We start from the raw sequence: 23,001 nt of genomic DNA, 5'->3' as shown, positions 1-23,001 counted from the left end.
TGACCCAAAAGATCAGCAGCCCTCTCCAAAGCGGTCAGCCACCAGGGTCTCGATTGCGGTGGCAAGGGCCTCGGCATCCGGCCCGGACGTGAGTACCTCAATAGAGGTTCCTTTGGAGGCTGCCAACATCAAAAGCCCCATGATGCTGTCACCAGACGCGCTCATGCCATCCTTGCGCACCTCTGCAGAGGCATCGAACCCTTCAACAACTTCGACCAGTTTTGCCGACGCTCGTGCGTGCAAACCCTTTTCGTTTACGATTTTCAAAACGCGCTGCGCCGTGGCGGACATAGTGCCGGGCCTCCCTGAACCCTCGTGATCAAACGCTCTGATCCAGAGTTATGTCTTGGCTGTCAATGTATTTCCGCCCCGCATCCAACGCCGCGCGCACCGCTTCAGGCACGGATTTGTCGCGGCTTTTGGCCAGTTTGATCAACATCGGCAAATTCGCGCCGTAGACGATCCTGCGGTTTTCAGGCTGGCAAGCCCGCAAACTGAGGTTCGAGGGTGAACCGCCAAACATGTCTGTTACGATCACCACACCGCCGCCATTATCAACCTCATCGGCAAGTGTACAAATCTCGTTTTGCTTGGCGTCCCGGTTGTGATCCGCGTCGATCGAAACGGCGACCATACCGGGTTGATGGCCAACCACATGTTCAACCGCAGAAAGATACTCCTGCGCCAAACCACCGTGAGCCACAATCACGATCCCGATCACTCTTCCGTTCCTCCAAGACCCGACAACACAACGCCTCCGGCGGGTGCGATCCCCCGTCGAGCCAGTTCCTTGTGGCCAATTGACACCCGCCAGCCCTGCTCTGCAAGGGTTCGCGCAACATGTTCCGTAACGACAACCGATCTGTGTTGCCCCCCGGTGCATCCGATTCCGACCGAGACATGTGTCTTTCCCTCACGATCCACCTCGGGCAGTAAAAATGCCAGCAGATCGAGGATCTTGTTCAGAAAAGGCAAGAGGCGGGCATCCGAAGCGACAAAACCTTGCACGGCTTCGTCCAATCCGGTTTTTTCCCGCAAGCCCTGCTCCCAGTGCGGGTTCGCCAGAAAGCGGCAATCGAAAACCATGTCGACACCATGCGGGATGCCGCGCTTGAACGAAAACGATTGCAAAGCGACCGAAAGACGTTGCGACGACGCATCAGCAAACCAGCCATGCAGCTCCGCCTTGAGATCATGCGGCGACAAGTGCGATGTGTCGATCAGGATGTCCGCACGATTTTCGACCGGTCGCAGCAAGTCGATTTCCCGCGCGATGCCAATCTCGGGTGTTTCGGCCTGCGCCATCGGATGGCGACGTCGCGTCTCGGAATAGCGGCGCAGAAGGATATCGGGGCGGCAATCAAGGTAGAGAAGCGTCGCATTGCCATCGGTTTGCCGAATGAGGTCTTGATGCAGGTCCAGCAAGCGGGCGAGGGAGAAGTCTCGGTTCCGCACGTCGATCCCAAGAGCAAGCGGATGTGATAGGGTTTCAGTTTCAAAGAGCCGTGGGATCATCCGAAACGGAATGTTGTCGATCGCCTCGAAACCCAGATCTTCCAATACATTGATCGCAGTGCTGCGTCCCGCTCCCGATGGACCGGTCACGAGAACCACACGCGTTGGATTGCCTTGGGATATCATGTCACTTCTCTGACCCGCACTCAGGGATTTCAATCGGCCCGTCCGTTGGCGCGTAGATATTGCAAAATCGCGGCAGGAAAATGCCGTGACTCCACATTGTGAAGCAATGGAAACGTTTTTGAGAGTGTCGTGATGGTGCGCGGTGGCGGTAAACGCTCCGTTTCGGTCTGATCCATGTCCACGACCAGCGCGAGGATCGCTTCCGAAGCGTAGGGCGCATGCAGCAGCCCGACGCCGCGCGCCTCGATCAGCCCCCGCAACGGTTCCGGGCAAGTCAACACCAGGTCAGACTCTCTGCGGGTCAGGATCACCTGATCATCAGCAACAAGCGTCGCGCCGCGCGCCATCATCTCAAGCGCTAACGCAGATTTCCCACGACCGGAGTCTCCGGTCATCAACACTGCTTTGTTTCCGACGGCCACGGACGTCGCATGCATGATCAGTGTTTCCGGGTCAGGCATATCGGGGCCTAAAGCGGCAAACCGACAACAAAGCGTGCTCCGAGCGGTTCCGAGGTTGCATCCGCCTCAGTTGGACGGATGTTTTCTGCCCAGATCACACCGCCATGTGCTTCGACGATCTGTTTCGAAATCGCCAGCCCAAGTCCCGAGTTGTTGCCGAAGTCCGTTTCAGGACGCTGCGAGTAAAAGCGCTTGAAAATCTTGGTCAACGCCTCGTCAGGAATCCCAGGTCCAGTATCTTCGACCACGACCAAAACGCGGTTCTCGCGACGGCGCGCCCAAATGCGGATTGCATCACCATCTTCGCAAAAGCTGACCGCATTGGTAATCAAATTGACAAAAACCTGCGCCAGACGCGCCTCGAGGCCATGCACCATGATCGGACGATCCGGCAGGTCAGAGATAAACTCGATTCCACGACGTTTTGCGTCTTCCCCAAGAAATTGAGACAGGTTCTTGAGCATGTCGAGAAGGTTGAATTCGGCCTCTTCTTCTTTGACCAGTTCGCTGTCCAACCGCGATGCGTTCGAAATGTCGCTGACAAGGCGGTCCAGTCGGCGCACATCGTGATCAATGACATCCAGCAGGCGTTCCACTTGATCAGGCCGCTTGGCCAGCCGCAACGTCCCGACAGCCGACCGGAGTGATGCCAAAGGGTTCTTGATTTCATGCGCGACATCCGCCGCGAATTGCTCGTTCGCGTCGATCCTGTCATAAAGCGCAGCCACCATCCCTCGAAGCGCGCCGGACAATCGTCCGATTTCATCGGGGCGTGCGGTGAGGTCGGGAATGCGAATTCTGCCGGATGACACATTGCGGCGGTGGCGGTCACGCCCGACTTCAGCGGCGTCGGCAAGGTTTGAAATCGGGTTTGAAATCGTTGATGCCAGAACAAGGCTAAGACCAATCGACACAAGCGTGGCGATCACAAACATCTGCAATACGCTTTCGCGCTCCAACCGGACTGCGGCGTCGATTTGCGGCGCAAAGCTGACCAGCGCGATGGTGCCAGCTACGCCGCTTTGTACTTCTATCGGGCTGAGCGCGGTAAAGATGGTTTCACCGTTCGGGCCTTCTGATCGTTCGATCCGCGTCTGCGTTGGATCAGTTTCCTCGATCTGGCGTCGCAGGATATCTTCAAGCGTTAAGGGTTGCTGGTTGGTGTCTGTATGAAAGACCGCGGAAATGCTGCTCCAAACCGTCAGCAGGAAATCAGAGATGACCGTTGGCTTCTCCGCAATGGATAGCCCAGCACTTTGTGCGGTTGCATCGGCATTTCCAACCAGAAACCGCGCAGCATCGAACACGAACACCTGCAAACCGGGCCGAATTTCGAGAGTGTCGAGTGTGTCCGCGACATTGACGCCTTCGCCCGTGCCAAGATTGACCGATTGGGCCTGCATCGCCTGCACTTCAAAGACATTGGCGATCAGTTCCGCCTCGACCCGGACAGCTTCGGCTTTTTGTTCTGCCAAAGTGTCGCGTGAGGAATTGAGGAAGAGAATGCCCGCAACAAGAAAGTTGAGGGCAACGAGGTTGAACGTAATGATCTTGCGGGTCAGCGGCGACCGGTTGAGGGAAAACAAACCACGCTTTTCGCGGATACTGCGCACTTCGGACTCGACTGTTTTGTCGGGGGCGACCCAATCGTCCCCGAGCACCACATCCGCATCCTTGCGCCCGCCGTCCTTGCCGTGGGTCTCACCCTCAACCAAAGCCATGGTCATTCTTCGTTGTAACGGTAACCGATCCCGTAAAGCGTTTCGATCGCCGAGAAATCATTGTCGACCATGCGCATCTTCTTGCGCAAGCGCTTGATGTGACTGTCGATTGTACGGTCGTCGACATAGACTTGGTCGTCATAAGCGACATCCATCAGCTGATCGCGTGACTTCACAAAGCCGGGACGCTGCGCAAGCGCCTGTAGCAAAAGGAATTCTGTCACCGTCAGCGACACATCCAGCCCTTTCCACGACACCGAGTGCCGCAGCGGGTCCATGCTCAGGTTGCCACGCACCATCAGTTTGGTCTCTTCGACCTCGACACCGCTGGCGTCACCCGAAATGGCATCCTGACGACGCAGGAGCGCGCGAATCCGCTCGACAAGTAGACGTTGCGAAAACGGCTTCTTGACGTAGTCGTCTGCGCCCATGCGAAGTCCCAGAACCTCGTCAATCTCGTCGTCCTTGGAGGTGAGAAAGATCACCGGCATCTTTGATTTCTGGCGTACCCGCTGAAGCAGGTCCATGCCGTCCATCCGCGGCATCTTGATATCGAAGACAGCCATGTCCGGCATCTTCTTGTTGAACGCGTCCAACGCGGCCTGTCCGTCGTTGTAGGTCTCGACTTCGAAACCCTCGGCTTCGAGTGTGATCGCGACCGATGTCAGGATATTCCTGTCATCGTCCACAAGGGCGATTTTCGACATGGAGTGTGTTCCTTGTACTGCTCTCAATTATGTTTTTTCCGCCATTATGTGTCTTTTTTCCGTTTGCGCCAACTCATATTTGCGAATCACTCAGAAGCGACGGTCATATTGAGACGGAAAATCCCTTACGGATGGCTAATTTGCATCACACTGCTCGGCGGAGAGCGGCCATGGTTGCGCTAAACCCGTATTGGTTGCGCTAACTGCGTGATTGCGTCCTGTTCAGATTTGGAAACGACATGCTAAGAGGCAATCATCTCCGGCGCACCGCCGTGAGTGGGACGCGCACTCTTCGTCCCTCTTCAATACCGCCGCAACGAGCGCGGCTACAGGAGCTTGGCAAATGACATTTGGACGGGTGAACCCGGAATTCCGGCTGGAAGATCAACAGATCAACGGGCTTGGTAATGTCTATTACAACCTCACAGAGCCTGCACTGATCGAAGCGGCGCTAAAACGCGGCGAGGGCACGCTGGGCAATGGTGGGGCGTTCCTTGTCACCACCGGCAAATTCACCGGGCGGTCCCCCAAGGACAAGCACGTCGTCAAGACCGACAGCGTGACCGACACGATCTGGTGGGAAAACAACGCTCCCATGTCACCCGAAGGTTTCGACGCGCTGTACGCAGACATGCTCGAACACATGAAGGGCCGCGAATATTTCGTTCAGGACCTTGTTGGCGGTGCGGACCCCAAGCATTCGATCGACGTGCGCTTCGTGCAGGAACTCGCGTGGCACAACCTCTTCATCCGCCACATGATGCGCCGCCCCGAGCGTGAAGACCTCGACAGCTTCACTGCCGATTTCACAGTGATCAACTGCCCGTCGTTTCAGGCAGACCCCAAGAAACACAATTGCCGGTCCGAAACCGTGATCGCGATGAACTTCGACAAGAAGCTGATCCTGATCGGCGGCACCGAATACGCAGGCGAGAACAAGAAATCTATCTTCTCCTTGCTGAACTATCTGTTGCCTGAAAAGGGCATCATGCCGATGCATTGCTCGGCAAACCACGCTGTCGGCAACCCGGTCGACACCGCGATATTCTTTGGCCTGTCCGGCACTGGCAAAACCACGCTCTCTGCTGATCCGAACCGTGTTCTGATCGGTGACGACGAACACGGCTGGTCGGATCGGGGCACCTTCAACTTCGAAGGCGGCTGTTACGCCAAGACGATCAACCTGTCGGCCGAGGCGGAGCCCGAGATCTACGCAACGACCACCAAGTTCGGCACCGTCATCGAAAACATGGTTTTCGATCCCGAAACCTTCGAGCTTGATTTCAAAGACGACAGCCTGACCGCAAACATGCGCTGCGCCTACCCGCTCGAGTACATCTCGAACGCGTCCGAAAGTGCCCTTGGCGGCCACCCCAAGAACATCATTATGCTGACTTGCGATGCGTTCGGTGTTCTGCCTCCGATCGCGCGGCTGACACCGGCACAGGCGATGTATCACTTCCTGTCCGGCTTCACCTCCAAGGTGGCCGGGACAGAGCGTGGCGTGACTGAGCCGGAGCCTACGTTCTCGACCTGCTTCGGCGCCCCCTTCATGCCGCGTCGCCCCGAGGTTTATGGCAACCTGCTGCGTGAAAAGATCGCGTCACACGGTGCGACCTGCTGGCTTGTCAACACAGGCTGGACGGGAGGCGCCTACGGCTCTGGTCAGCGGATGCCGATCAAAGCGACCCGTGCGCTTCTGACCGCAGCCCTCGATGGTAGCCTCGCCGAGGCCGAATTCCGCAAGGATCCCAACTTCGGCTTTGAAGTGCCGGTCAAGGTAGAAGGCGTGCCAGACATGCTGCTCGACCCGCGCCGCACTTGGAATGACAAGGAAGCCTACGATGCGCAGGCCGAAAAGCTTGTCCAGATGTTTGCCGACAACTTTGCACAATACGTCCCCTATATCGACGATGATGTGAAAGCCGCCGCCATCGACTAAGGCACCTGCGTCGAAAGGCGCTTGGAAACACAGGGGCGAGCGCACCATACTCAGGTGCACTCGCCCTTTCTTTTTTCTGCACCTGCATTCGGCAAAGCGCCGCATAGCAGCAATTCAACACGAAAGATTGGAACAAATTTAGGGTGAAATAGGTATTTTTGTTGCGCTGAACCTGCAAAGTAGATATCCAGCGGCAAAGCTGAAAAGGACACGATTCATGGCCCATGACGGACAAGACCTGACCCTGACCACCGAAACGATCCTGCCCGACCTTCTCACTCTGACAGGCGCGGCAATCAAACCGGCAAACGCAATCCTTGAGATGGCAAATGCCCGCGTGCGCGACATGGTCCAATCCGACGGCCGCGTGTCCGGTGCCCTGATCGAAGAAAACCAGACCGCAGCACACGGGTTTGCGTGGCTTGCAACCTACGTGGAATCGCTGCGCCAGATGCAGGGCTGGGCCGAACGCCTGTCCGCTGAAGGCAAATTCGGCGAGGTCGAACAATTGATCCACCAGATCGCCTTTGGTGAATACCTCTGGCAGATCTATGGCGGCATCCAGATGAACCAAGGCGAAATGGTGCGGCTTCAGGATATCGGACTGGGTCAGGACGAAATGCGCGTTCTGATGACGCCCGAAGTGATGCAATTGACCCAAAGTGGCAACACCCAAGCTGCCCGCGTCCGCCTTGTGGAGCTCATGCAGGAACGCAGTGCGGAACTGACAGTCGGCGCCTGCGGCCTTGACGACGAACTTGAGATGATCCGCGAACAGTTCCGCCGCTTCTCGCTGGACAAGGTGGAACCCTACGCCCACGAATGGCATCTCAAGGATGAGCTCATCCCGATGGAGATCATCGACGAATTGGCCGAAATGGGCGTCTTCGGTCTTACCATACCCGAAGAACATGGTGGTTTTGGCCTCACCAAGAACTCCATGTGTGTCGTCTCCGAAGAGCTGTCACGCGGCTATATCGGCGTCGGTTCCCTCGGCACGAGGTCCGAGATCGCGGCAGAACTGGTGATAACAGGCGGCACCGACGAGCAAAAGGCGAAGTGGCTGCCCGGCCTTGCCTCGGGCGAGATTCTACCCACAGCCGTGTTCACCGAACCGAATACAGGCTCCGATCTTGGCGCGCTGCGCACCAAGGCAGTGAAAGACGAAAATGGCGATTGGGTCATCAACGGCAACAAGACGTGGATCACCCATGCCGCCCGGACTCATGTGATGACCGTTCTGGCCCGCACTGTTCCGGACACAACCGACTACAAGGGGCTGTCCATGTTCCTTGCCGAAAAGACCCCCGGCACCGACGAAGCGCCTTGGCAAGACCCCGGCATTTCGGGTGGCGAGATTGAAGTCCTCGGCTATCGCGGCATGAAGGAATACACGCTCAATTTCGATGACTTCAAAGTCAAAGGCGAGAACCTCTTGGGCATGGAAGAGGGCAAAGGCTTCAAGCAGTTGATGGAGACGTTTGAATCGGCCCGCATCCAGACCGCCGCCCGCGCCATCGGCGTCGCGCAATCCGCGCTGGATGAGGGCATGAAATACGCGCAGGATCGCAAGCAGTTCGGCAAATCGCTGATCAACTTCCCACGTGTGGCATCCAAACTGGCAATGATGGCCGTCGAAATCATGATCGCGCGCCAGCTGACCTACTTCTCGGCCCGCGAAAAGGACGAAGGTCGTCGCTGTGACCTCGAAGCAGGTATGGCCAAGCTGCTTGGTGCCCGTGTTGCATGGGCAGCCGCCGACAACGCACTGCAGATCCACGGCGGCAACGGCTTTGCGCTTGAGTACAAAATCAGCCGTATCCTATGTGACGCGCGCATCCTGAACATCTTTGAAGGGGCCGCCGAGATTCAGGCTCAGGTCATTGCGCGGCGTCTGCTTGGGTAAGGCGCAGAACAGATCAGAGAAATCACAATGGCCGGACACTGTGTCCGGCCTTCTTTTTTGCACCCGGCCCGCGTGCCTGATCTGCATCAAAGACCGGAACGAACCAGAATGCTCTTGCAAGCCAAACACATCGCAGGAGCACAATATGAGTTGGAAAGCCAAACTCACCGACATGAAAGCGCAGTTGAAATCCCTCAACGGTGCCATTCCCGACACAACCGCCGCCTTCGGTGCCTTGGGCAAGACCGTCAAGAAAGACGCGGCTCTCACCTTCAAGGAAAAGGAATACGTGGCCCTTGGCATTGCGGTTGCGACCCGTTGCGAGCCGTGCATCCTCTTCCACACAGAAGCACTGATCCGTCTGGGCGCGACCCGCGAAGAGGTGTCCGAGGTGCTGGCCACCTGCATCCAGATGGGGGGTGGCCCTGGCCTGATGTATGCGGGCAAGGCCTTGGATGTGTTCGACGAACTCACGGCATGAGGCTGCGACACTTTGGGGGGATGTAGATCTGAGAGATCAGCAATACATATTCCAAATAATTAATATGTATGAGGTCATCATGTCCAAATCCCCCATCCTTCTCGCCCTTCTTTTCGCAGCAACAACCGCAACCGCCCAACAAAATGTCCCCGGCGGGCATTTCGTTGAAAGCTGGGATCTGGACGGTGACGGTCAGGTCACTTTGGCCGAAGCCACCGAACGGCGCGGCGACGTGTTCCAGACCTTTGACGCCGATGAAAACGGCATGCTCACTAGCGAAGAGCACGACCTCTTTGACGAAGCCCGCGCGATGGATATGGCCGAAAACGGCGAAGGCCACGGCACCGGAAAACGCAATCCTGCCAATGGCATGCTGCGCGAAGTGACGGACGCCAATGGCGATGGAAACGTCACTCGCGAAGAATTCCTGAATGCCGTCCCGGCCTGGTTCGCAGGCATGGACCGCAATGGTGACAACGTGGTCACCACTGCAGATTTCGGCCGGGGCTAAAACACCGCGCCCGACAGAGGCGTTTTTCCGTCCGCGGAAAAACCGGACGCGTTAACGCGTCCGGTTTCGCCCAAATCAGCCGTCGATACGTATGACTTCGTTCTTGGGATCATAGGGGCTGTCCTCGACCACTTCGGCCGTCCAAAGCTGGTCGAACATCTTGACCTGCAATTTCGTACCCGGCACCGCCAGTTCAGGCTTCACATAGGCCAGACCGATGGATTTCCCGAACGCCACTGAATAACCGCCCGACGTCAGACGCCCAACGCGGGTATCTCCATCATACAGCGCCTCACGCCCCCATGGATCGGCATCCGCCGGCCCGTCGATCAGCAGCGTGCAGCACTTGGAGCGTACGCCTGTGGCCACCAGGGCCTCTTTGCCGTGGAAATCCTTGTCGAGATCCACAAAGCGCGGCAGATCGGCTTCCAGCGGGGTTGCGTCGCGGCCCAGTTCGTTGCCGAAGGCACGGTAGGATTTCTCCTGCCGCAGCCAGTTCTGCGCCCGTGCGCCAACCAGCTTCAACCCATGCTTGGCACCCGCCGCCATCAGCTGATCCCAGAGGTAGTTCTGCATCTCGATCGGGTGATGTAGCTCCCATCCCAATTCACCGGTATAAGCCACGCGGATTGCCCGCACCGGGCACATACCCAGTTCGATGTCGCGGCAAGACAGCCACGGGAACCGCTTGTTGCCCAGAACGGTCGCCGGATCTGCATCTTTGACGATTTCCTTCAGAACATCGCGCGACTTCGGACCCGCGATGGCAAAGACACCCCATTGGGTGGTCACATCTTGGATTTCAATATATCCGAATTCGCCTGCCTTGTCCTCGGCTGCCTTGCGCAAGTAATCCGAGTCATAAGCAGTCCACGCACCAGCAGAGACAAGATAGTATTCATGCTCAGCCAGACGGACGATGGTGTATTCCGTCCGCGTCGTACCATTCGAGGTCAACGCGTAGGTTAGGTTGATGCGGCCAACCTTCGGCAGTTTGTTGCAGGTGAACCAGTCAAGGAACTCGGTTGCGCCCGGCCCTTTGACCACATGCTTGGTGAACGCCGTCGCGTCGATCAGGCCGACGCCTTCGCGGATCGCCTTGGCTTCCTCAACCGCGTATTTCCACCAACCGCCACGACGGAATGACCGTGCGTCGTGGTCAAAATTATCGTCCGCATCCAAAGGCCCGTAATAGTTCGGACGCTCCCAACCGTTCACGTGACCAAACTGCGCGCCCAGCGCCTTTTGCCGATCGTACACCGGGGCTGTCCGCAAAGGCCGACAGGCAGGGCGTTCCTCATCCGGGTGGTGCAGGATGTAGACGTGCTCATACGCCTCTTCGTTCTTGCGTGCGGCGTATTCCGTCGTCATCCAAGACCCGTACCGCTTGGGGTCAAGCGACGCCATGTCGATCTCGGCCTCTCCCTCGACCATCAACTGGGCAAGGTAGTAGCCGGTGCCGCCTGCCGCCGTGATCCCGAACGAGAACCCTTCCGCCAACCACATGTTGCGCAAGCCCGGAGCCGGACCGACCAGCGGGTTGCCATCCGGCGTATAGCAGATCGGCCCATTGAAATCGTCCTTGAGACCCACGGTTTCCGACGACGGAATACGGTGGATCATGCTCATGTATTCTTCTTCGATCCGCTCGAGATCAAGCGGGAAGAGGTCAGCGCGGAAACTGTCCGGCACACCGTATTCAAAACGCGCTGGCGCGTTACGCTCGTAGGGGCCCAGAATCCAGCCACCCCGCTCTTCGCGCACGTACCACTTGGCGTCCGCATCGCGCAGCACTGGGTGTTCTGGATTGCCCGCCTTGCGCCACTCAACCAGCGCCGGATCGGGTTCCGTCACGATGAACTGATGCTCCACCGGGATCGCGGGGATTTTCAGCCCTAACAGCTTGGCAGTCCGCTGCGGGTGATTGCCCGTGGCCGTCACAACATGTTCCGCATGGATGACGATCTGTTCGTCAGACGGCACAAGATTGCCACCTTTCTCCACCATCTTAGTGCAGGTCACGTCCCAATGATGACCGGTCCAGTGAAAGGCGTCCGCTTGCCACTTGCGCTCAATCATCACCCCACGCTGGCGCGCACCTTTGGCCATCGCCATCGTCACATCCGCTGGATTGATGTAGCCATCGGTCGGATGATAAATCGCGCCAACCAGATCGTCGCAATTCACCAGCGGATAGCGCTCTTTGATCTGCGCGGGCTTGAGCCATTCATACGGCACACCACAGGTTTCCGCCGTTGTCGCGTAAACCATGTATTCGTCCATGCGTTCGCGCGTTTGCGCCATGCGCAGGTTGCCGACTACCGAAAAACCGGCATTGAGCCCAGTCTCTTCCTCAAGCGTCTTGTAATACTTGATCGAGTAGTCGTGGATATGGGTCGTCGCATAGGACATGTTGAAATAGGGCAAGAGTCCCGCCGCATGCCAAGTCGAACCGGACGTCAATTCGTCCCGTTCGAGCAGCATCACGTCGTTCCAGCCCGCTCGGGCCAGATGGTAGGCGATCGAGGTGCCGACAGCGCCGCCACCGACAACCAAAGCTTTGACATGCGTCTTCATGGGTCTTCACTCCAAGGTGTTTGACCCCGTCATTACCTATGTGCTGCGCGCCACGCCAAACTCAGCCGACACGTTGCGGCTGGAAAACGACGCGCTGTCATTTCGCGACCTCAGCGCAGAACCCGAGCACGTGGGTAAAGCGACGTTTCCGGGGCGAAGCCCACGCGTGTCGATGCAAGGATCAAGGAGGCTTGAAGCGGATCAACCGCGCCGGATATCGCGTCCGACGGCTCAAGGCCTGTGTCGGGCAGAGATATGCCAAACTTGGCCAGCAGACCTGTCTCCTCGACAATCGCTAGTCCGCGCAATGCACCGCCCTTGACCGTCTCTGCCACTGCGAACACGATCGCCGCTTCTGCGCCGTACCTGTCGATGACCGACAGTTTGTAGTCCTCAAAGGAGTATTGATAATCGGCTTCCTTGGCCTGTCTGGTGTAATCCCAGATCCCAACCACGAGGCTCAAGCTGGCGGCGTAAAAGCACAGCATGAAAACACTTTTAATCAGTTTACCAATCATAAAAACCCCAAGCAGACTTGCGGCCATTCTGGGTCGGAATAGCGGTATCAATGCGTTTCAATCGTGAAAATTCTTTGGCGATGTCCCTGCAATTGTTTCCAGGTCATCAACAGTCTGCTAGGTCCCGGCACATCGTTACCCAATGGGCAGAGAGTGCAGTTCTGCCTGCAATCTTCGGCCGGCTGGTGGTTAACCTTGCCCATGTGGCAGATTCACGCTGGCGAAGCGCGTTCTGGCCCTTTCGCCCCCGTGCATCCACACCTATAAGACCCTCGGCTTGCGGCCTACAGAGTCGCAGGCCTAAGAGTTATTGGCGCGGGGCAAATCGCAGATGTTTGGACTGGACAAACTGTTGGGCATGTTTTCGTCGGACATGGCCATCGACCTTGGGACAGCGAATACGCTTGTCTACGTCAAGGGACGCGGCGTCGTCCTGTCCGAACCTTCGGTGGTCGCGTACCACATCAAGGACGGACAGAAGAAAGTGCTCGCCGTGGGTGAAGATGCCAAGCTGATGCTGGGCCGGACACCGGGCAGCATCGAGGCGATCCGCCCAATGCGCGAAGGGGTCATCGCTGACTTCGACGTGGCCGAAGAAATGATCAAGCACTTCATCCGCAAGGTTCACAAGCGCTCGACCTTCTCCAAACCCAAGATCATCGTTTGCGTCCCCCATGGCGCGACACCTGTCGAAAAGCGTGCGATCCGTCAGTCGGTTCTGTCTGCCGGTGCACGCAAAGCGGGGCTGATCGCCGAACCCATTGCAGCCGCCATCGGTGCCGGAATGCCAATCACCGATCCCACCGGAAACATGGTTGTCGACATCGGCGGCGGGACAACTGAAGTCGCAGTCCTGTCGCTGGGCGACATCGTCTATGCACGGTCCGTCCGTGTCGGTGGTGACCGTATGGACGAAGCGATCATCAACTACCTGCGCCGCCAGCAAAACCTTCTGGTCGGCGAATCGACTGCCGAACGCATCAAGACCTCCATTGGAACAGCCCGTATGCCAGATGACGGGCGTGGCACGTCCATGATGATTCGGGGTCGCGATCTGTTGAACGGTGTCCCGAAGGAAACAGAGATCAGCCAAGCGCAGGTCGCAGAGGCACTGTCGGAGCCCGTACAGGCAATCTGCGAAGCGGTGATGACCGCTTTGGAGGCTACACCTCCAGACCTTGCTGCCGACATTGTCGACCGAGGCGTGATGCTCACTGGTGGTGGTGCGTTGCTCGGGGATCTCGATCTCGCCCTGCGCGAACAGACTGGTTTGGCTGTGTCGATTGCCGATGAAAGCCTGAATTGCGTGGCCCTCGGCACCGGCAAGGCTCTGGAATACGAAAAACAACTGCGCCACGCAATTGACTACGACAGCTGATCTGACCACCCAATTGTCCCAGTGTATGGTAAGAGTGCGCGCAACCTGATCCGAAAACCGGTTCCCTTTTTTCGGGTTGCGCTTGGAAAGGGAAGTTTTGGCGAAAAACGGCACCAATAGCGAAGACTACACAACCCCGCTGCGGAGGCTTCTGCTCGCGGTCGTTATCCTATGCCTTCTTGGCCTGTTTTTCATATGGCGGATCGACAGCCCGCGTGTCGAACGATTCCGCGCGGCGGTGATCGACACGGTCATTCCCAGCTTTGATTGGGCGATGGCCCCAGTCACAGCAACTGTGAACATCGTCCGCGATTTCCGCAGCTATCAGCGCATCTACGAACAAAACCAGGAACTCCGCCGCGAATTACGCCAGATGACCGCGTGGAAAGAGGCCGCCCTTCAGCTCGAACAGGAAAACGCCAAACTGCGTGACCTGAACAACGTGCGCCTTGACCCCCGTCTGACCTATATCACTGGGGTGGTGCTTGCAGATTCCGGCTCTCCTTTCCGCCAATCCGTTTTGATCAATGTCGGCTCGCGCGATGGGATTGTTGACGGTTGGGCAACAATGGATGGCACCGGTCTTGTCGGACGCATCTCTGGCGTCGGCCCGAACACCAGCCGTGTGATCATGCTCACTGACGCGACCAGCCGCATCCCCGCGACAATCCAACCCTCCGGCCAGCGCGCGCTGATCGTCGGCGACAACACGTCTGCGCCACCCATCGACTTTCTTGAAAACCCCGATCAAGTCCGCCCCGGTGACCGTATCGTCACCTCTGGGGATGGTGATGTGTTCCCACCCGGCCTTTTGATCGGACAAGTCGCCCAAGACCCCGGAGGTCGCCTGCGCACCCGTCTTGCCGCAGACTATGAACGGCTCGAATTCCTGCGCGTTCTGCGTGACCATGGTGCACGCCGCGTGTCCAACCCCTCGGCGCTGATCCTGCCTGAAACACCTCCCGGCGCAACCGATGCCGCCGCAGCCGAGCCCGAGCAGTAATGGATTCCGGGGCTCTGCAAATTTGGGGTATGCGTCTGCTTTTTGTTCTGCTGACGCTGCTGATCCTATTTTTCCACCTCCTGCCGCTCAACCCGGCGCCCAGTCAATGGGCCAGCCCAGACTTGTTGGTGGCGATGGTGTTTGCCTGGGCCGTGCGCCGCCCCGAATACGTGCCGATCCTTTTGGTGACAGGTGTGATGCTGCTGGCCGACATGATGCTGCAACGCCCACCGGGCCTGTGGTCGGTTCTGGTGGTGTGTGCCACCGAATGGCTCAAATCCCGCGAACGGCGGCAACGGGAAACAACATTTTTTCTTGAATGGCTGACCTTCGCGGGTACCCTGATTGTGATCACGATCCTCTATCGCGCGGTCATGATGGTCCTTATCCTTGCACCCGGAGCGCTCATGCTGAGCTTCGTGCAAGTCATGATGACGATTGCCATCTACCCAGCGGTCGTGGGCGTGTCCTATTTCATTTTCGGAGTGCGGCGATCCGCACCCGGAGACATGGATCGGTTGGGGCGAACGCTATGAGACGAGCGCCAAAAGACACCGCGGAGAGCGTCCGCAAAATCTCGCGTCGGGGGCTGTTCCTTGGCGGCGTGCAGCTGGCCTTTGCCGGTGCCTTGGGCTTGCGGATGCAACACCTGCAAGTCGACCAAGCCGATGAGTTCCGGCTCCTCGCCGAAGAAAACAGAATCAACATCCGCCTGATTCCTCCAACCCGTGGCCAGATCTTTGACCGCAACGGGGTCATCATCGCCGGCAATGAGCCGTCCTACCGTATCACGATGGTCAAGGAAGATGCCGGCAATGTCGACGAGGTCATCACCCGTCTTTCCGCGCTGGTCGAACTCGACGAGGATGAACTCAACCGCGCACTCACTGAAATGCAACGCAGCGCGCCGTTCCTTCCCGTCACCGTCGCTGAACGCGTCACATGGGACGACATCAGCCGCGTTGCCGTCAACGCCCCTGCCCTGCCCGGCGTCACACCCGAGGTGGGTCTGTCGCGCAGTTACCCCCGTCGTGGCGATTTTGCCCATGTGGTTGGCTATGTCGGCCCGGTCAGCGAACGCGATTTGGCCCGTTATGAAATCCCCGACCCTGTGCTGCGCATTCCGCGCTTCCAGATCGGCAAAGTGGGTATCGAGGCACGCCACGAAGAAGTCCTGCGCGGACGCGCCGGTGCCAAACGGGTCGAGGTGAACGCCGTTGGTCGCGTGATGCGCGAATTGGATCGCCGCGAAGGCACGCCCGGTGCAGACATGCAATTGACGGTCGATACCAAGTTGCAAAGCTACATCAACGCGCGCTTGGGTGAGGAAAGCGCGTCAGTCGTCGTAATGGACGTCACCAATGGTGACCTCCTCGGCATCGCCTCGTCACCCTCCTACGACCCCAACAAGTTTGTGCGCGGTATTTCAGTCTCCGATTTCGGCGAACTGCGTGAGAACGATCACCGCCCTCTGGCATCGAAAACCGTGCAAGACGCATATCCTCCAGGCTCGACCTTCAAGATGGTTACCATTTTGGCGGCATTGGATGCAGGCGTGGTCGCCCCCGACGAAACGGTCTGGTGCCCCGGTCACATGGAAGTCGCAGGCCGCAGGTTCCATTGCTGGAAACGCGCGGGACACGGCCACATGAACCTGGAGCAATCGCTCCGCGAAAGCTGTGACGTCTATTATTACGATCTCGCGCTCAAGGTGGGGATCGAACGCATTGCGGAAACTGCACGCCGTCTTGGTCTGGGCGAAGCATTCAGCATCGGCATGTCAGCCGTGACCGAAGGGCTTGTGCCGAACAAGGAATGGAAAGAACGGGAACGCGGGTCTGGCTGGGTCATCGGCGACACTGTCAACGCCTCGATCGGGCAAGGCTTCGTGCTCAGCTCACCCTTGCAACTTGCCGTGATGACAGCCCGACTTGCGACCGGAAAAGAGGTCACACCCCGTCTTGTCCGCCGGATCGGCGATACAGAAACCGCCGAAGGCGTCGGTAATGATCTTGGGTTCAATGAAAACCACCTGCGCCAGATCAGGCGTGCCATGTTTGCCGTCAGCAACAACCGACGAGGCACCGCCTACGGCTCGCGCATTATCGACGAAACCTTCCGCATGGCTGGCAAAACCGGGACAAGCCAGGTGCGCAACATCACCGCCGCAGAACGTGCACGCGGTGTGACCCGCAACGAAGACCTGCCTTGGAACCGGCGAGACCACGCCTTGTTCGTCAATTACGCGCCGTACGAGGCGCCCAAGATCGCCGTTTCGGTCGTGGTCGAACATGGCGGCGGCGGGTCGGCTGCAGCCGCGCCCATCGCCCGCGACGTGACACTGCAAGCGCTCTATGGCAACGACCCACCGCTTGACGCTTACCCGTCCAAGGACCGCGAACGCATCCGATCTCAACAGGAACGCTTGCAACAGGTTCTGCGCGAGAACGACCCGGATGGCCGGAGCCGCGCATGAGTTATCTTGAATATACCGTCAAGACCGTCCCTGCCGGATGGCGCAAGATGCTGTTCATCAACTGGCCGCTGGTGATCCTGCTAACCGCCATTGCCGGTGTTGGTCTCTTGATGCTCTACTCTGTGGCGGGCGGGTCGATGAGCCCGTGGGCCGAACCACAGATGAAGCGGTACGCGCTTGGTTTGGCCGTCATGTTCATCGTCGCGATGGTGCCGATCTGGTTTTGGCGCAACATGTCGGTGATGGCCTACCTTGTCGCACTTGCGCTGTTGGTTGCTGTCGAATTCTTCGGCACAGTCGGCATGGGAGCACAGCGCTGGATCAACCTTGGCTTTATGCGCTTGCAGCCGTCCGAGCTGATGAAGATCGCCATGGTGATGGTCCTCGCGGCCTATTACGATTGGCTGCCGATCAAGAAGACCTCGCACCCATTCTGGGTGCTGGTCCCGGTATTTATCATTCTGCTGCCGACTTTTCTGGTTCTGACACAGCCTGACCTTGGCACAGCCATTCTGCTTGTCGCAGGCGGTGGGCTGATGATGTTCCTCGCTGGCGTGCACTGGGCCTATTTCGCCACTATCATCGCGGCCGGCATCGGGGGAATTTATACGGTGTTCCTCAGCCGAGGCACTGAATGGCAGTTGCTTAAGGACTACCAGTTCCGACGCATCGACACTTTTCTCGACCCGTCCTCCGACCCTCTGGGCGCAGGCTATCATATCACGCAGGCCAAGATCGCGATGGGCTCGGGTGGCTGGACAGGGCGCGGCTTTATGCAAGGCACGCAATCGCGACTGAACTTCCTGCCGGAAAAGCACACCGACTTCATCTTCAACACCCTCGCTGAAGAGTTCGGCTTTATCGGCGGCATCTCACTGCTGATCCTTTACGTGCTGATCCTCGTCTTCTGCATCGTCTCAGCGTTGCAAAACCGCGACCGATACTCATCGCTTCTTATCCTCGGAATCGGCGTGACCTTCTTCTTGTTCTTTGCCGTCAACATGTCGATGGTCATGGGCCTTGCCCCGGTCGTCGGCGTGCCGCTGCCACTGGTCAGTTATGGCGGATCAGCCATGTTGGTCTTGATGCTCGCGTTCGGCTTGGTACAGAGCGCTCATATCCACCGACCGAGGTAAGCCATGCCGATCAACGTCCTCTTCGCCGCCCACGAAAAACGCTGGGCGCAATACGAAGCACCTTTGCGCACCGCTCTGGACGATATCGGTGTGGACTATACGCTTGGTACTGACATGCCGCCTTCCGAGGTGGACTACATCGTCTATGCGCCAAACTCGGACGTGCAGGATTTCACGCCCTACACACGTCTCAAGGCGGTCCTGAACCTCTGGGCCGGCGTCGAGGATGCGGTCGGCAACCCCACGCTCAAGGTGCCGTTCGCGCGTATGGTCGATGACGGAGGCTTGACCCAAGGTATGGTCGAATGGGTCACAGGCCATACCCTGCGGCACCATCTTGGCATGGATGCGCATATCATGAACCCAGACCATTCATGGGTGCCCGATGCGCCGCCCGTTTCGGCGGATCGCCCAGTCGGCATCCTCGGGTTGGGCGAGCTTGGCAGCGCCTGCGGTCAGGCCATTGCACGGCTTGGGTTCCCGGTCAGCGGCTGGGCACGAAGCCAAAAGCAGATCGACGGCATCACATGCCACACCGGCACCGACGGATTAAACACAGTCCTGCGTCAGTCGCAGATCTTGATCCTACTGCTGCCCAGCACCGCAGCCACCGAAAACACGCTCAACGCCGAAACACTGGCGATGCTACCCAAGGGCGCGTTCATCATCAATCCCGGACGCGGGACACTCATTGACGATGACGCGCTGATCGCCGCACTCGACAGTGGCCAGATCGGTCACGCCACGCTTGACGTGTTTCGCGTTGAACCCTTGCCGCAGGCTCACCCTTTCTGGGGACACCCGAAAGTGACGGTCACGCCCCATATCGCCTCCGAAACCCGCGCGCCCAGCGCGTCGCGTGCAATAGCCGAGAATATCCGCCGCGGCGAAGCAGGTGAGCCGTTCTTGTATCTTGTGGATCGGGACGCCGGGTACTAAGCCCTGCGCAACTTGTCAGGAGCTGCCGCCATGAAATTTGACCGTTCGGTAAAAATCGCCCCATCCATTCTCTCTGCCGACTTCGCCAATTTCGGTGCCGAGATTCAGGCGGTCGAGGCGCAGGGTGCTGACTGGATTCACGTCGATGTCATGGACGGTCATTTCGTACCCAACATCACCTTCGGCCCCGCGACCTGCGCCGCGATCCGCCCGCATATCAAAACGGTGATGGACGTTCACTTGATGATTGCGCCTGTTGATCCCTACATTCAGGCTTTCGCAGATGCCGGCGCCGACGTGATCACCGCCCATGTCGAAGCCGGGCCACACATTCACCGCACGCTTCAGGCGATCCGCGCCACGGGTGCAAAGGCAGGATTGGCCTTGAACCCCGGCACTCCAGTCGAAGTGGCCGCCCCACTGCTCGACATGGTCGATCTGATCTGCGTGATGACGGTGAACCCCGGCTTTGGCGGTCAAAAGTTCATCCATTCCTGCGTTCAGAAAGTCACCGAACTGCGCGAGATGATCGGCGACCGCGAAGTTCACATTGAGATCGACGGTGGCGTTGACCCCTCCACCGCGCCCTTGGTTGTTGCCGCAGGTGCCGACGTTCTGGTTGCAGGCTCTGCCGTATTCAAAGGCGGGTCGGTCCAGAACCCCGCGCCCTACGGCGAAAACATCCGCGCGATCCGCGCGTCGGTGTAGTTCTCGCACCTACACACCATTCGCACACGGCACATAGACCTGTGACAACCTTTGTTTGAAATCACATTCTGTGATCCCATCGCGGCCACATGACATCGGATTCGACCCTTCCAAGCACAGAACATATTGCGAGCGCGATCCACCGTATTCGCGACGTGCGTGTTGTCTTGGCTGAAGACCTCGCCAATTTCTATGGCAAGTCTGTCAGCGCATTCAATCAGGCCGTTACCCGGAACGAAGCCTTGTTCGAAGGCTACCGTTTCCAGCTCACCAACGAAGAAGTGCAGGCTTTGGAATCACGGAACGTGATCGCAAAGCCGGAAGGGCGCGGTGGGCGTCGGGTGAATCCATGGGTCTATACCGACTATGGTGTCGCCATCGCCTCGGCACTTTTCAAAGACAAACGCGCCATCCGCATCACTCGAATGATCACTGAGGCCTTTGTTGACGGGACAAATGCCGTCAAATTGCTTGATCCCAAAAAACAGGACGTTTTACCGCCTGCCTCGGACACAATGCCTTTTCTGACCAACGGCGATCAGCTTCGTGTTCTGGCGGAGAGCATTCTCGACTCCGGGCAAAAAAGCCTTGTCGATTTCGTTGCCAATCCAACGACGAAACGACAGCAAGCCGTCGCCGCCATCATGAAGACGCTCGCCGAAACCGCAAGCGAGGACGTGCGGACCCAGCAAGAACGGTTGCGATTGCGGATCGCCGAAAGGCTTGCGTCGAAGGACTACGCGGATGATGACGACCGCAAGGGACTGCTCGACCTTCTGAACGCGATGAAGTCCTAACCCTCGACCTCGAACACGTTGATCCATTTGGCAACGATGGCGGGGCGCTCGGACCCGTCGATTTCGACCGCCACATCCCATGTCACATCATAGCGCCCCGGCTTTTCCACTACTTCCGCCACGCTGAACCGCCCCCTTATCCGCTGCCCCGCCCGCACCGGACTGACAAAGCGAATGCGGTCGAAGCCATAGTTCAGCCCCTGCACCATGCCCGGGATCTCGGGCTGCACGTCGTAGGACATGGCCGACAGCATCGACAGGGTCAAAAACCCATGCGCCATGGTCCCGCCTTGCGGGGCCATGCGTTCCGTGTCCAGATGGATGAACTGCCAATCCTCGGTCACATCGGCAAAGGCATTGATCCGGTCCTGTCCCACCTCGTACCAGCGCGACAGGCTGGGCGGCATGTTCCGCAAAATGTCAGCGGACATCCGGTAGCACGTAATCGGCAAACTGTTTGCGCAGGGTCAGTTTGGACACCTTGCCCGTCGCAGTCAGCGGCAACGCGTCCACGAAGACCAGATCATCTGGCAACTGCCACTTGGCAAAATGAGGCTCCATCAAGGCGTGAATATCGGTCAGTGTCGGCTCACACCCCTCTTTCGCGACCACCACAAGCACCGGGCGTTCGTCCCATTTGGGATGCGCAATTGCGATCACGGCGCAGTTGGCAACCTCGGGATGCGCCATGGCGATATTTTCCAGATCAATCGAACTGATCCATTCACCACCAGACTTGATCAGGTCTTTGGACCGGTCCTGAATGCTTAGGAACCCATCCGGTGAAATGCTCGCCACGTCCCCCGTGCCGAACCAGCCTTCTGCATCGACCGCCGCCTTGGTCGCCTCTTCATTGTTGAAATAGCCCGCGATTACGGCGTTGCCTCGCACGTAAAGCTCTCCTACCGCTTTGCCATCATGCGGCAGACGCTGGCCATCTTCGCTTACGATCTTCAGGTCAACACCAAAGATGCGCCGCCCCTGCAAGGACTTCTTAGCCATCCGTTCCTCAAACGGCGCATCCTGCATCGTATTGGGCAACTGACCCGTGGTGCCCACCGGGCTCATCTCGGTCATGCCCCACGCATGGCAGACGTCAACGCCCATCTTCTCGAATGCCTCGATCATGCTGCGCGGCGCGGCAGAGCCACCGATCACCACCTGATCCAAAGATGATGGCGGCTTGCCCCGCGCCTCGATCTCGGCCCGCAGACCCAGCCAGACGGTTGGTACGCCCCAGCTTGCCGTGACTTTTTCGCTTTCCATCAGATCATACAGCGACGGCCCATCCAGCTTGCCCCCCGGCATGATCAGTGATGCCCCAACGATCGGCGCGGCATAGGGCATGCCCCAGGAATTGACGTGGAACATTGGCACAACCGGCAAAAGACGCGCGCCCTCATGCAACGAACGAGGCAACGTCACAGCGATGAACAGCGCGTGCAACACCGTAGACCTATGCGAATACAGCGACCCCTTCGGATTGCCTGTAGTCCCGGATGTGTAACACAGACTGGCAGCCGTCTCCTCGGGCAAGTCGGGCCAGTCATACTCTGTCTGGTGTGGTGCGATCAGGTCTTCATAACAGTGCAGGTCCAGAGCGGATGTCGGCATATGCGCCGCATCTGTCATCACCACCAGTTTTAAACCGGCAGGCAGGTGATCCTTCAACGCCTCAAGGATCGGCACAAAAGTCAGATCGACAAACAGAACCCGGTCCTCGGCATGGCCGATGATGTAGAGCATCTGTTCCGCCGAGAGGCGCGGGTTGATCGTGTGGCACACAGCCCCCATGCCCGAAACTGCGTAATACAGCTCGAAGTGGCGATACCCGTTCCACGCCAATGTCGCCACTCGGTCGCCCTGCTGAACACCCAAAGCCGCCAAACCATGTGCCAGTTGCGCCGTGCGTTTGAAAGTTTCGGCATAGGTCTGGCTGTGCAAGTCGCCCTCGGTCCGCACCGAAACAATTTCGCCGGCACTGTGAATTTCCGCGGCGTAGCGAAGCAATTCGATCACCGACAATGGCCGGTTCATCATCATTCCGTGCATCAAGCCCTCCCTTGCCTTCTGCGCTGTGCTTTCAGATACACTGATGA

Annotated in this window: 22 protein-coding genes; 12 read left to right on the top strand and 10 right to left on the bottom strand. The window is 58.2% G+C overall.

From position 1 onward, the window contains the following. Positions 1-12: 12 nt before the first annotated feature. The 6 genes from ACK3EW_RS01760 to ACK3EW_RS01735 are packed head-to-tail and all read right to left on the bottom strand — an operon-like array spanning position 13 to position 4,530. Positions 13-291: an HPr family phosphocarrier protein gene (locus ACK3EW_RS01760; protein ID WP_085628094.1), complete on the bottom strand. Its 279-nt coding sequence runs from the start codon at positions 289-291 to the stop codon at positions 13-15. 28 nt (positions 292-319) lie between these two features. Continuing rightward, a complete protein-coding gene (locus ACK3EW_RS01755; RefSeq protein ID WP_493808211.1) occupies positions 320-721 on the bottom strand; it encodes a PTS sugar transporter subunit IIA in 402 nt (133 codons plus the stop codon). Continuing rightward, complete coding sequence (gene rapZ, locus ACK3EW_RS01750) at positions 718-1,641, bottom strand: RNase adapter RapZ (protein ID WP_493808210.1); 924 nt, start codon at positions 1,639-1,641, stop codon at positions 718-720. The genes ACK3EW_RS01755 and rapZ overlap by 4 nt, the downstream gene beginning before the upstream one ends. Positions 1,642-1,670: 29 nt before the next feature. Beyond that, entirely contained in the window at positions 1,671-2,102 is a 432-nt protein-coding gene (locus ACK3EW_RS01745; protein WP_493808209.1) for an HPr kinase/phosphorylase, read from the bottom strand. Between the two features lie 8 nt (positions 2,103-2,110). Then, positions 2,111-3,829 (bottom strand): ATP-binding protein, encoded by a 1,719-nt coding sequence (locus tag ACK3EW_RS01740; protein ID WP_493808208.1) that lies wholly within the window; start codon positions 3,827-3,829, stop codon positions 2,111-2,113. Further along, a complete protein-coding gene (locus ACK3EW_RS01735) occupies positions 3,826-4,530 on the bottom strand; it encodes a response regulator transcription factor (protein ID WP_085628089.1) in 705 nt (234 codons plus the stop codon). Before ACK3EW_RS01735 ends, ACK3EW_RS01740 begins: the two co-directional genes overlap by 4 nt. A 343-nt stretch (positions 4,531-4,873) precedes the next feature. Between ACK3EW_RS01735 and ACK3EW_RS01730 the strand changes: the two genes are divergently transcribed. The 4 genes from ACK3EW_RS01730 (at position 4,874) to ACK3EW_RS01715 (ending at position 9,370) form a co-directional block, all read left to right on the top strand. Continuing rightward, the gene (locus ACK3EW_RS01730) at positions 4,874-6,472 is read left to right on the top strand and encodes a phosphoenolpyruvate carboxykinase (protein ID WP_493808207.1); all 1,599 of its coding nucleotides are present in this window, start codon (positions 4,874-4,876) and stop codon (positions 6,470-6,472) included. Positions 6,473-6,689: 217 nt separating this feature from the next. Next, positions 6,690-8,378 (top strand): acyl-CoA dehydrogenase family protein, encoded by a 1,689-nt coding sequence (locus ACK3EW_RS01725; RefSeq protein ID WP_493808206.1) that lies wholly within the window; start codon positions 6,690-6,692, stop codon positions 8,376-8,378. Positions 8,379-8,523: 145 nt separating this feature from the next. After that, entirely contained in the window at positions 8,524-8,859 is a 336-nt protein-coding gene (locus tag ACK3EW_RS01720) for a carboxymuconolactone decarboxylase family protein (protein WP_493808205.1), read from the top strand. 79 nt (positions 8,860-8,938) lie between these two features. Next, complete coding sequence (locus tag ACK3EW_RS01715; RefSeq protein WP_493808204.1) at positions 8,939-9,370, top strand: EF-hand domain-containing protein; 432 nt, start codon at positions 8,939-8,941, stop codon at positions 9,368-9,370. 75 nt (positions 9,371-9,445) lie between these two features. Here the strand turns inward: ACK3EW_RS01715 and ACK3EW_RS01710 are convergent, their stop codons facing one another. Together ACK3EW_RS01710 and ACK3EW_RS01705 are read right to left on the bottom strand one after the other, a co-directional pair. Next, positions 9,446-11,947: a GcvT family protein gene (locus ACK3EW_RS01710; protein WP_493808203.1), complete on the bottom strand. Its 2,502-nt coding sequence runs from the start codon at positions 11,945-11,947 to the stop codon at positions 9,446-9,448. Positions 11,948-12,057: 110 nt separating this feature from the next. Further along, entirely contained in the window at positions 12,058-12,435 is a 378-nt protein-coding gene (locus ACK3EW_RS01705; protein ID WP_493808202.1) for a hypothetical protein, read from the bottom strand. Between the two features lie 361 nt (positions 12,436-12,796). On the opposite strand from ACK3EW_RS01705, the gene ACK3EW_RS01700 reads away from it, so the two are divergent. From ACK3EW_RS01700 to ACK3EW_RS01665, 8 genes are all read left to right on the top strand, one after another. Further along, complete coding sequence (locus ACK3EW_RS01700; protein WP_085628165.1) at positions 12,797-13,843, top strand: rod shape-determining protein; 1,047 nt, start codon at positions 12,797-12,799, stop codon at positions 13,841-13,843. 97 nt (positions 13,844-13,940) lie between these two features. Continuing rightward, on the top strand, positions 13,941-14,846 hold the full coding sequence (gene mreC / locus ACK3EW_RS01695) for a rod shape-determining protein MreC (RefSeq protein ID WP_085628083.1): 906 nt from the start codon (positions 13,941-13,943) through the stop codon (positions 14,844-14,846). 29 nt (positions 14,847-14,875) lie between these two features. Beyond that, the gene (locus tag ACK3EW_RS01690) at positions 14,876-15,382 is read left to right on the top strand and encodes a rod shape-determining protein MreD (RefSeq protein ID WP_238939696.1); all 507 of its coding nucleotides are present in this window, start codon (positions 14,876-14,878) and stop codon (positions 15,380-15,382) included. Then, complete coding sequence (mrdA, locus tag ACK3EW_RS01685) at positions 15,379-17,322, top strand: penicillin-binding protein 2 (protein WP_493808201.1); 1,944 nt, start codon at positions 15,379-15,381, stop codon at positions 17,320-17,322. The genes ACK3EW_RS01690 and mrdA overlap by 4 nt, the downstream gene beginning before the upstream one ends. Next, positions 17,319-18,458: a rod shape-determining protein RodA gene (gene rodA, locus ACK3EW_RS01680; RefSeq protein WP_493808200.1), complete on the top strand. Its 1,140-nt coding sequence runs from the start codon at positions 17,319-17,321 to the stop codon at positions 18,456-18,458. The genes mrdA and rodA overlap by 4 nt, the downstream gene beginning before the upstream one ends. Before the next feature lie 3 nt (positions 18,459-18,461). Continuing rightward, a complete protein-coding gene (locus tag ACK3EW_RS01675; protein WP_493808199.1) occupies positions 18,462-19,397 on the top strand; it encodes a 2-hydroxyacid dehydrogenase in 936 nt (311 codons plus the stop codon). A 30-nt stretch (positions 19,398-19,427) separates the two neighbouring features. Continuing rightward, complete coding sequence (gene rpe / locus ACK3EW_RS01670) at positions 19,428-20,105, top strand: ribulose-phosphate 3-epimerase (RefSeq protein WP_493808198.1); 678 nt, start codon at positions 19,428-19,430, stop codon at positions 20,103-20,105. Between the two features lie 89 nt (positions 20,106-20,194). Beyond that, entirely contained in the window at positions 20,195-20,902 is a 708-nt protein-coding gene (locus ACK3EW_RS01665) for an ORF6N domain-containing protein (protein ID WP_493808197.1), read from the top strand. Here the strand turns inward: ACK3EW_RS01665 and ACK3EW_RS01660 are convergent. Together ACK3EW_RS01660 and ACK3EW_RS01655 are read right to left on the bottom strand one after the other, a co-directional pair. Further along, positions 20,899-21,333: a MaoC family dehydratase gene (locus ACK3EW_RS01660; RefSeq protein WP_493808196.1), complete on the bottom strand. Its 435-nt coding sequence runs from the start codon at positions 21,331-21,333 to the stop codon at positions 20,899-20,901. The two genes, ACK3EW_RS01665 and ACK3EW_RS01660, sit on opposite strands and share 4 nt — an antisense overlap. Further along, on the bottom strand, positions 21,323-22,954 hold the full coding sequence (locus tag ACK3EW_RS01655; protein ID WP_493808195.1) for a long-chain fatty acid--CoA ligase: 1,632 nt from the start codon (positions 22,952-22,954) through the stop codon (positions 21,323-21,325). The genes ACK3EW_RS01660 and ACK3EW_RS01655 overlap by 11 nt, the downstream gene beginning before the upstream one ends. Between the last annotated feature and the right edge of the window lie 47 nt (positions 22,955-23,001).

The sequence above is a fragment of the Marivita sp. NO-S04 genome (genome assembly GCF_059070475.1).
The sequence above is the reverse complement of the archived record's forward strand: the minus strand, read 5'-3'. Positions and strand labels throughout refer to the sequence as shown.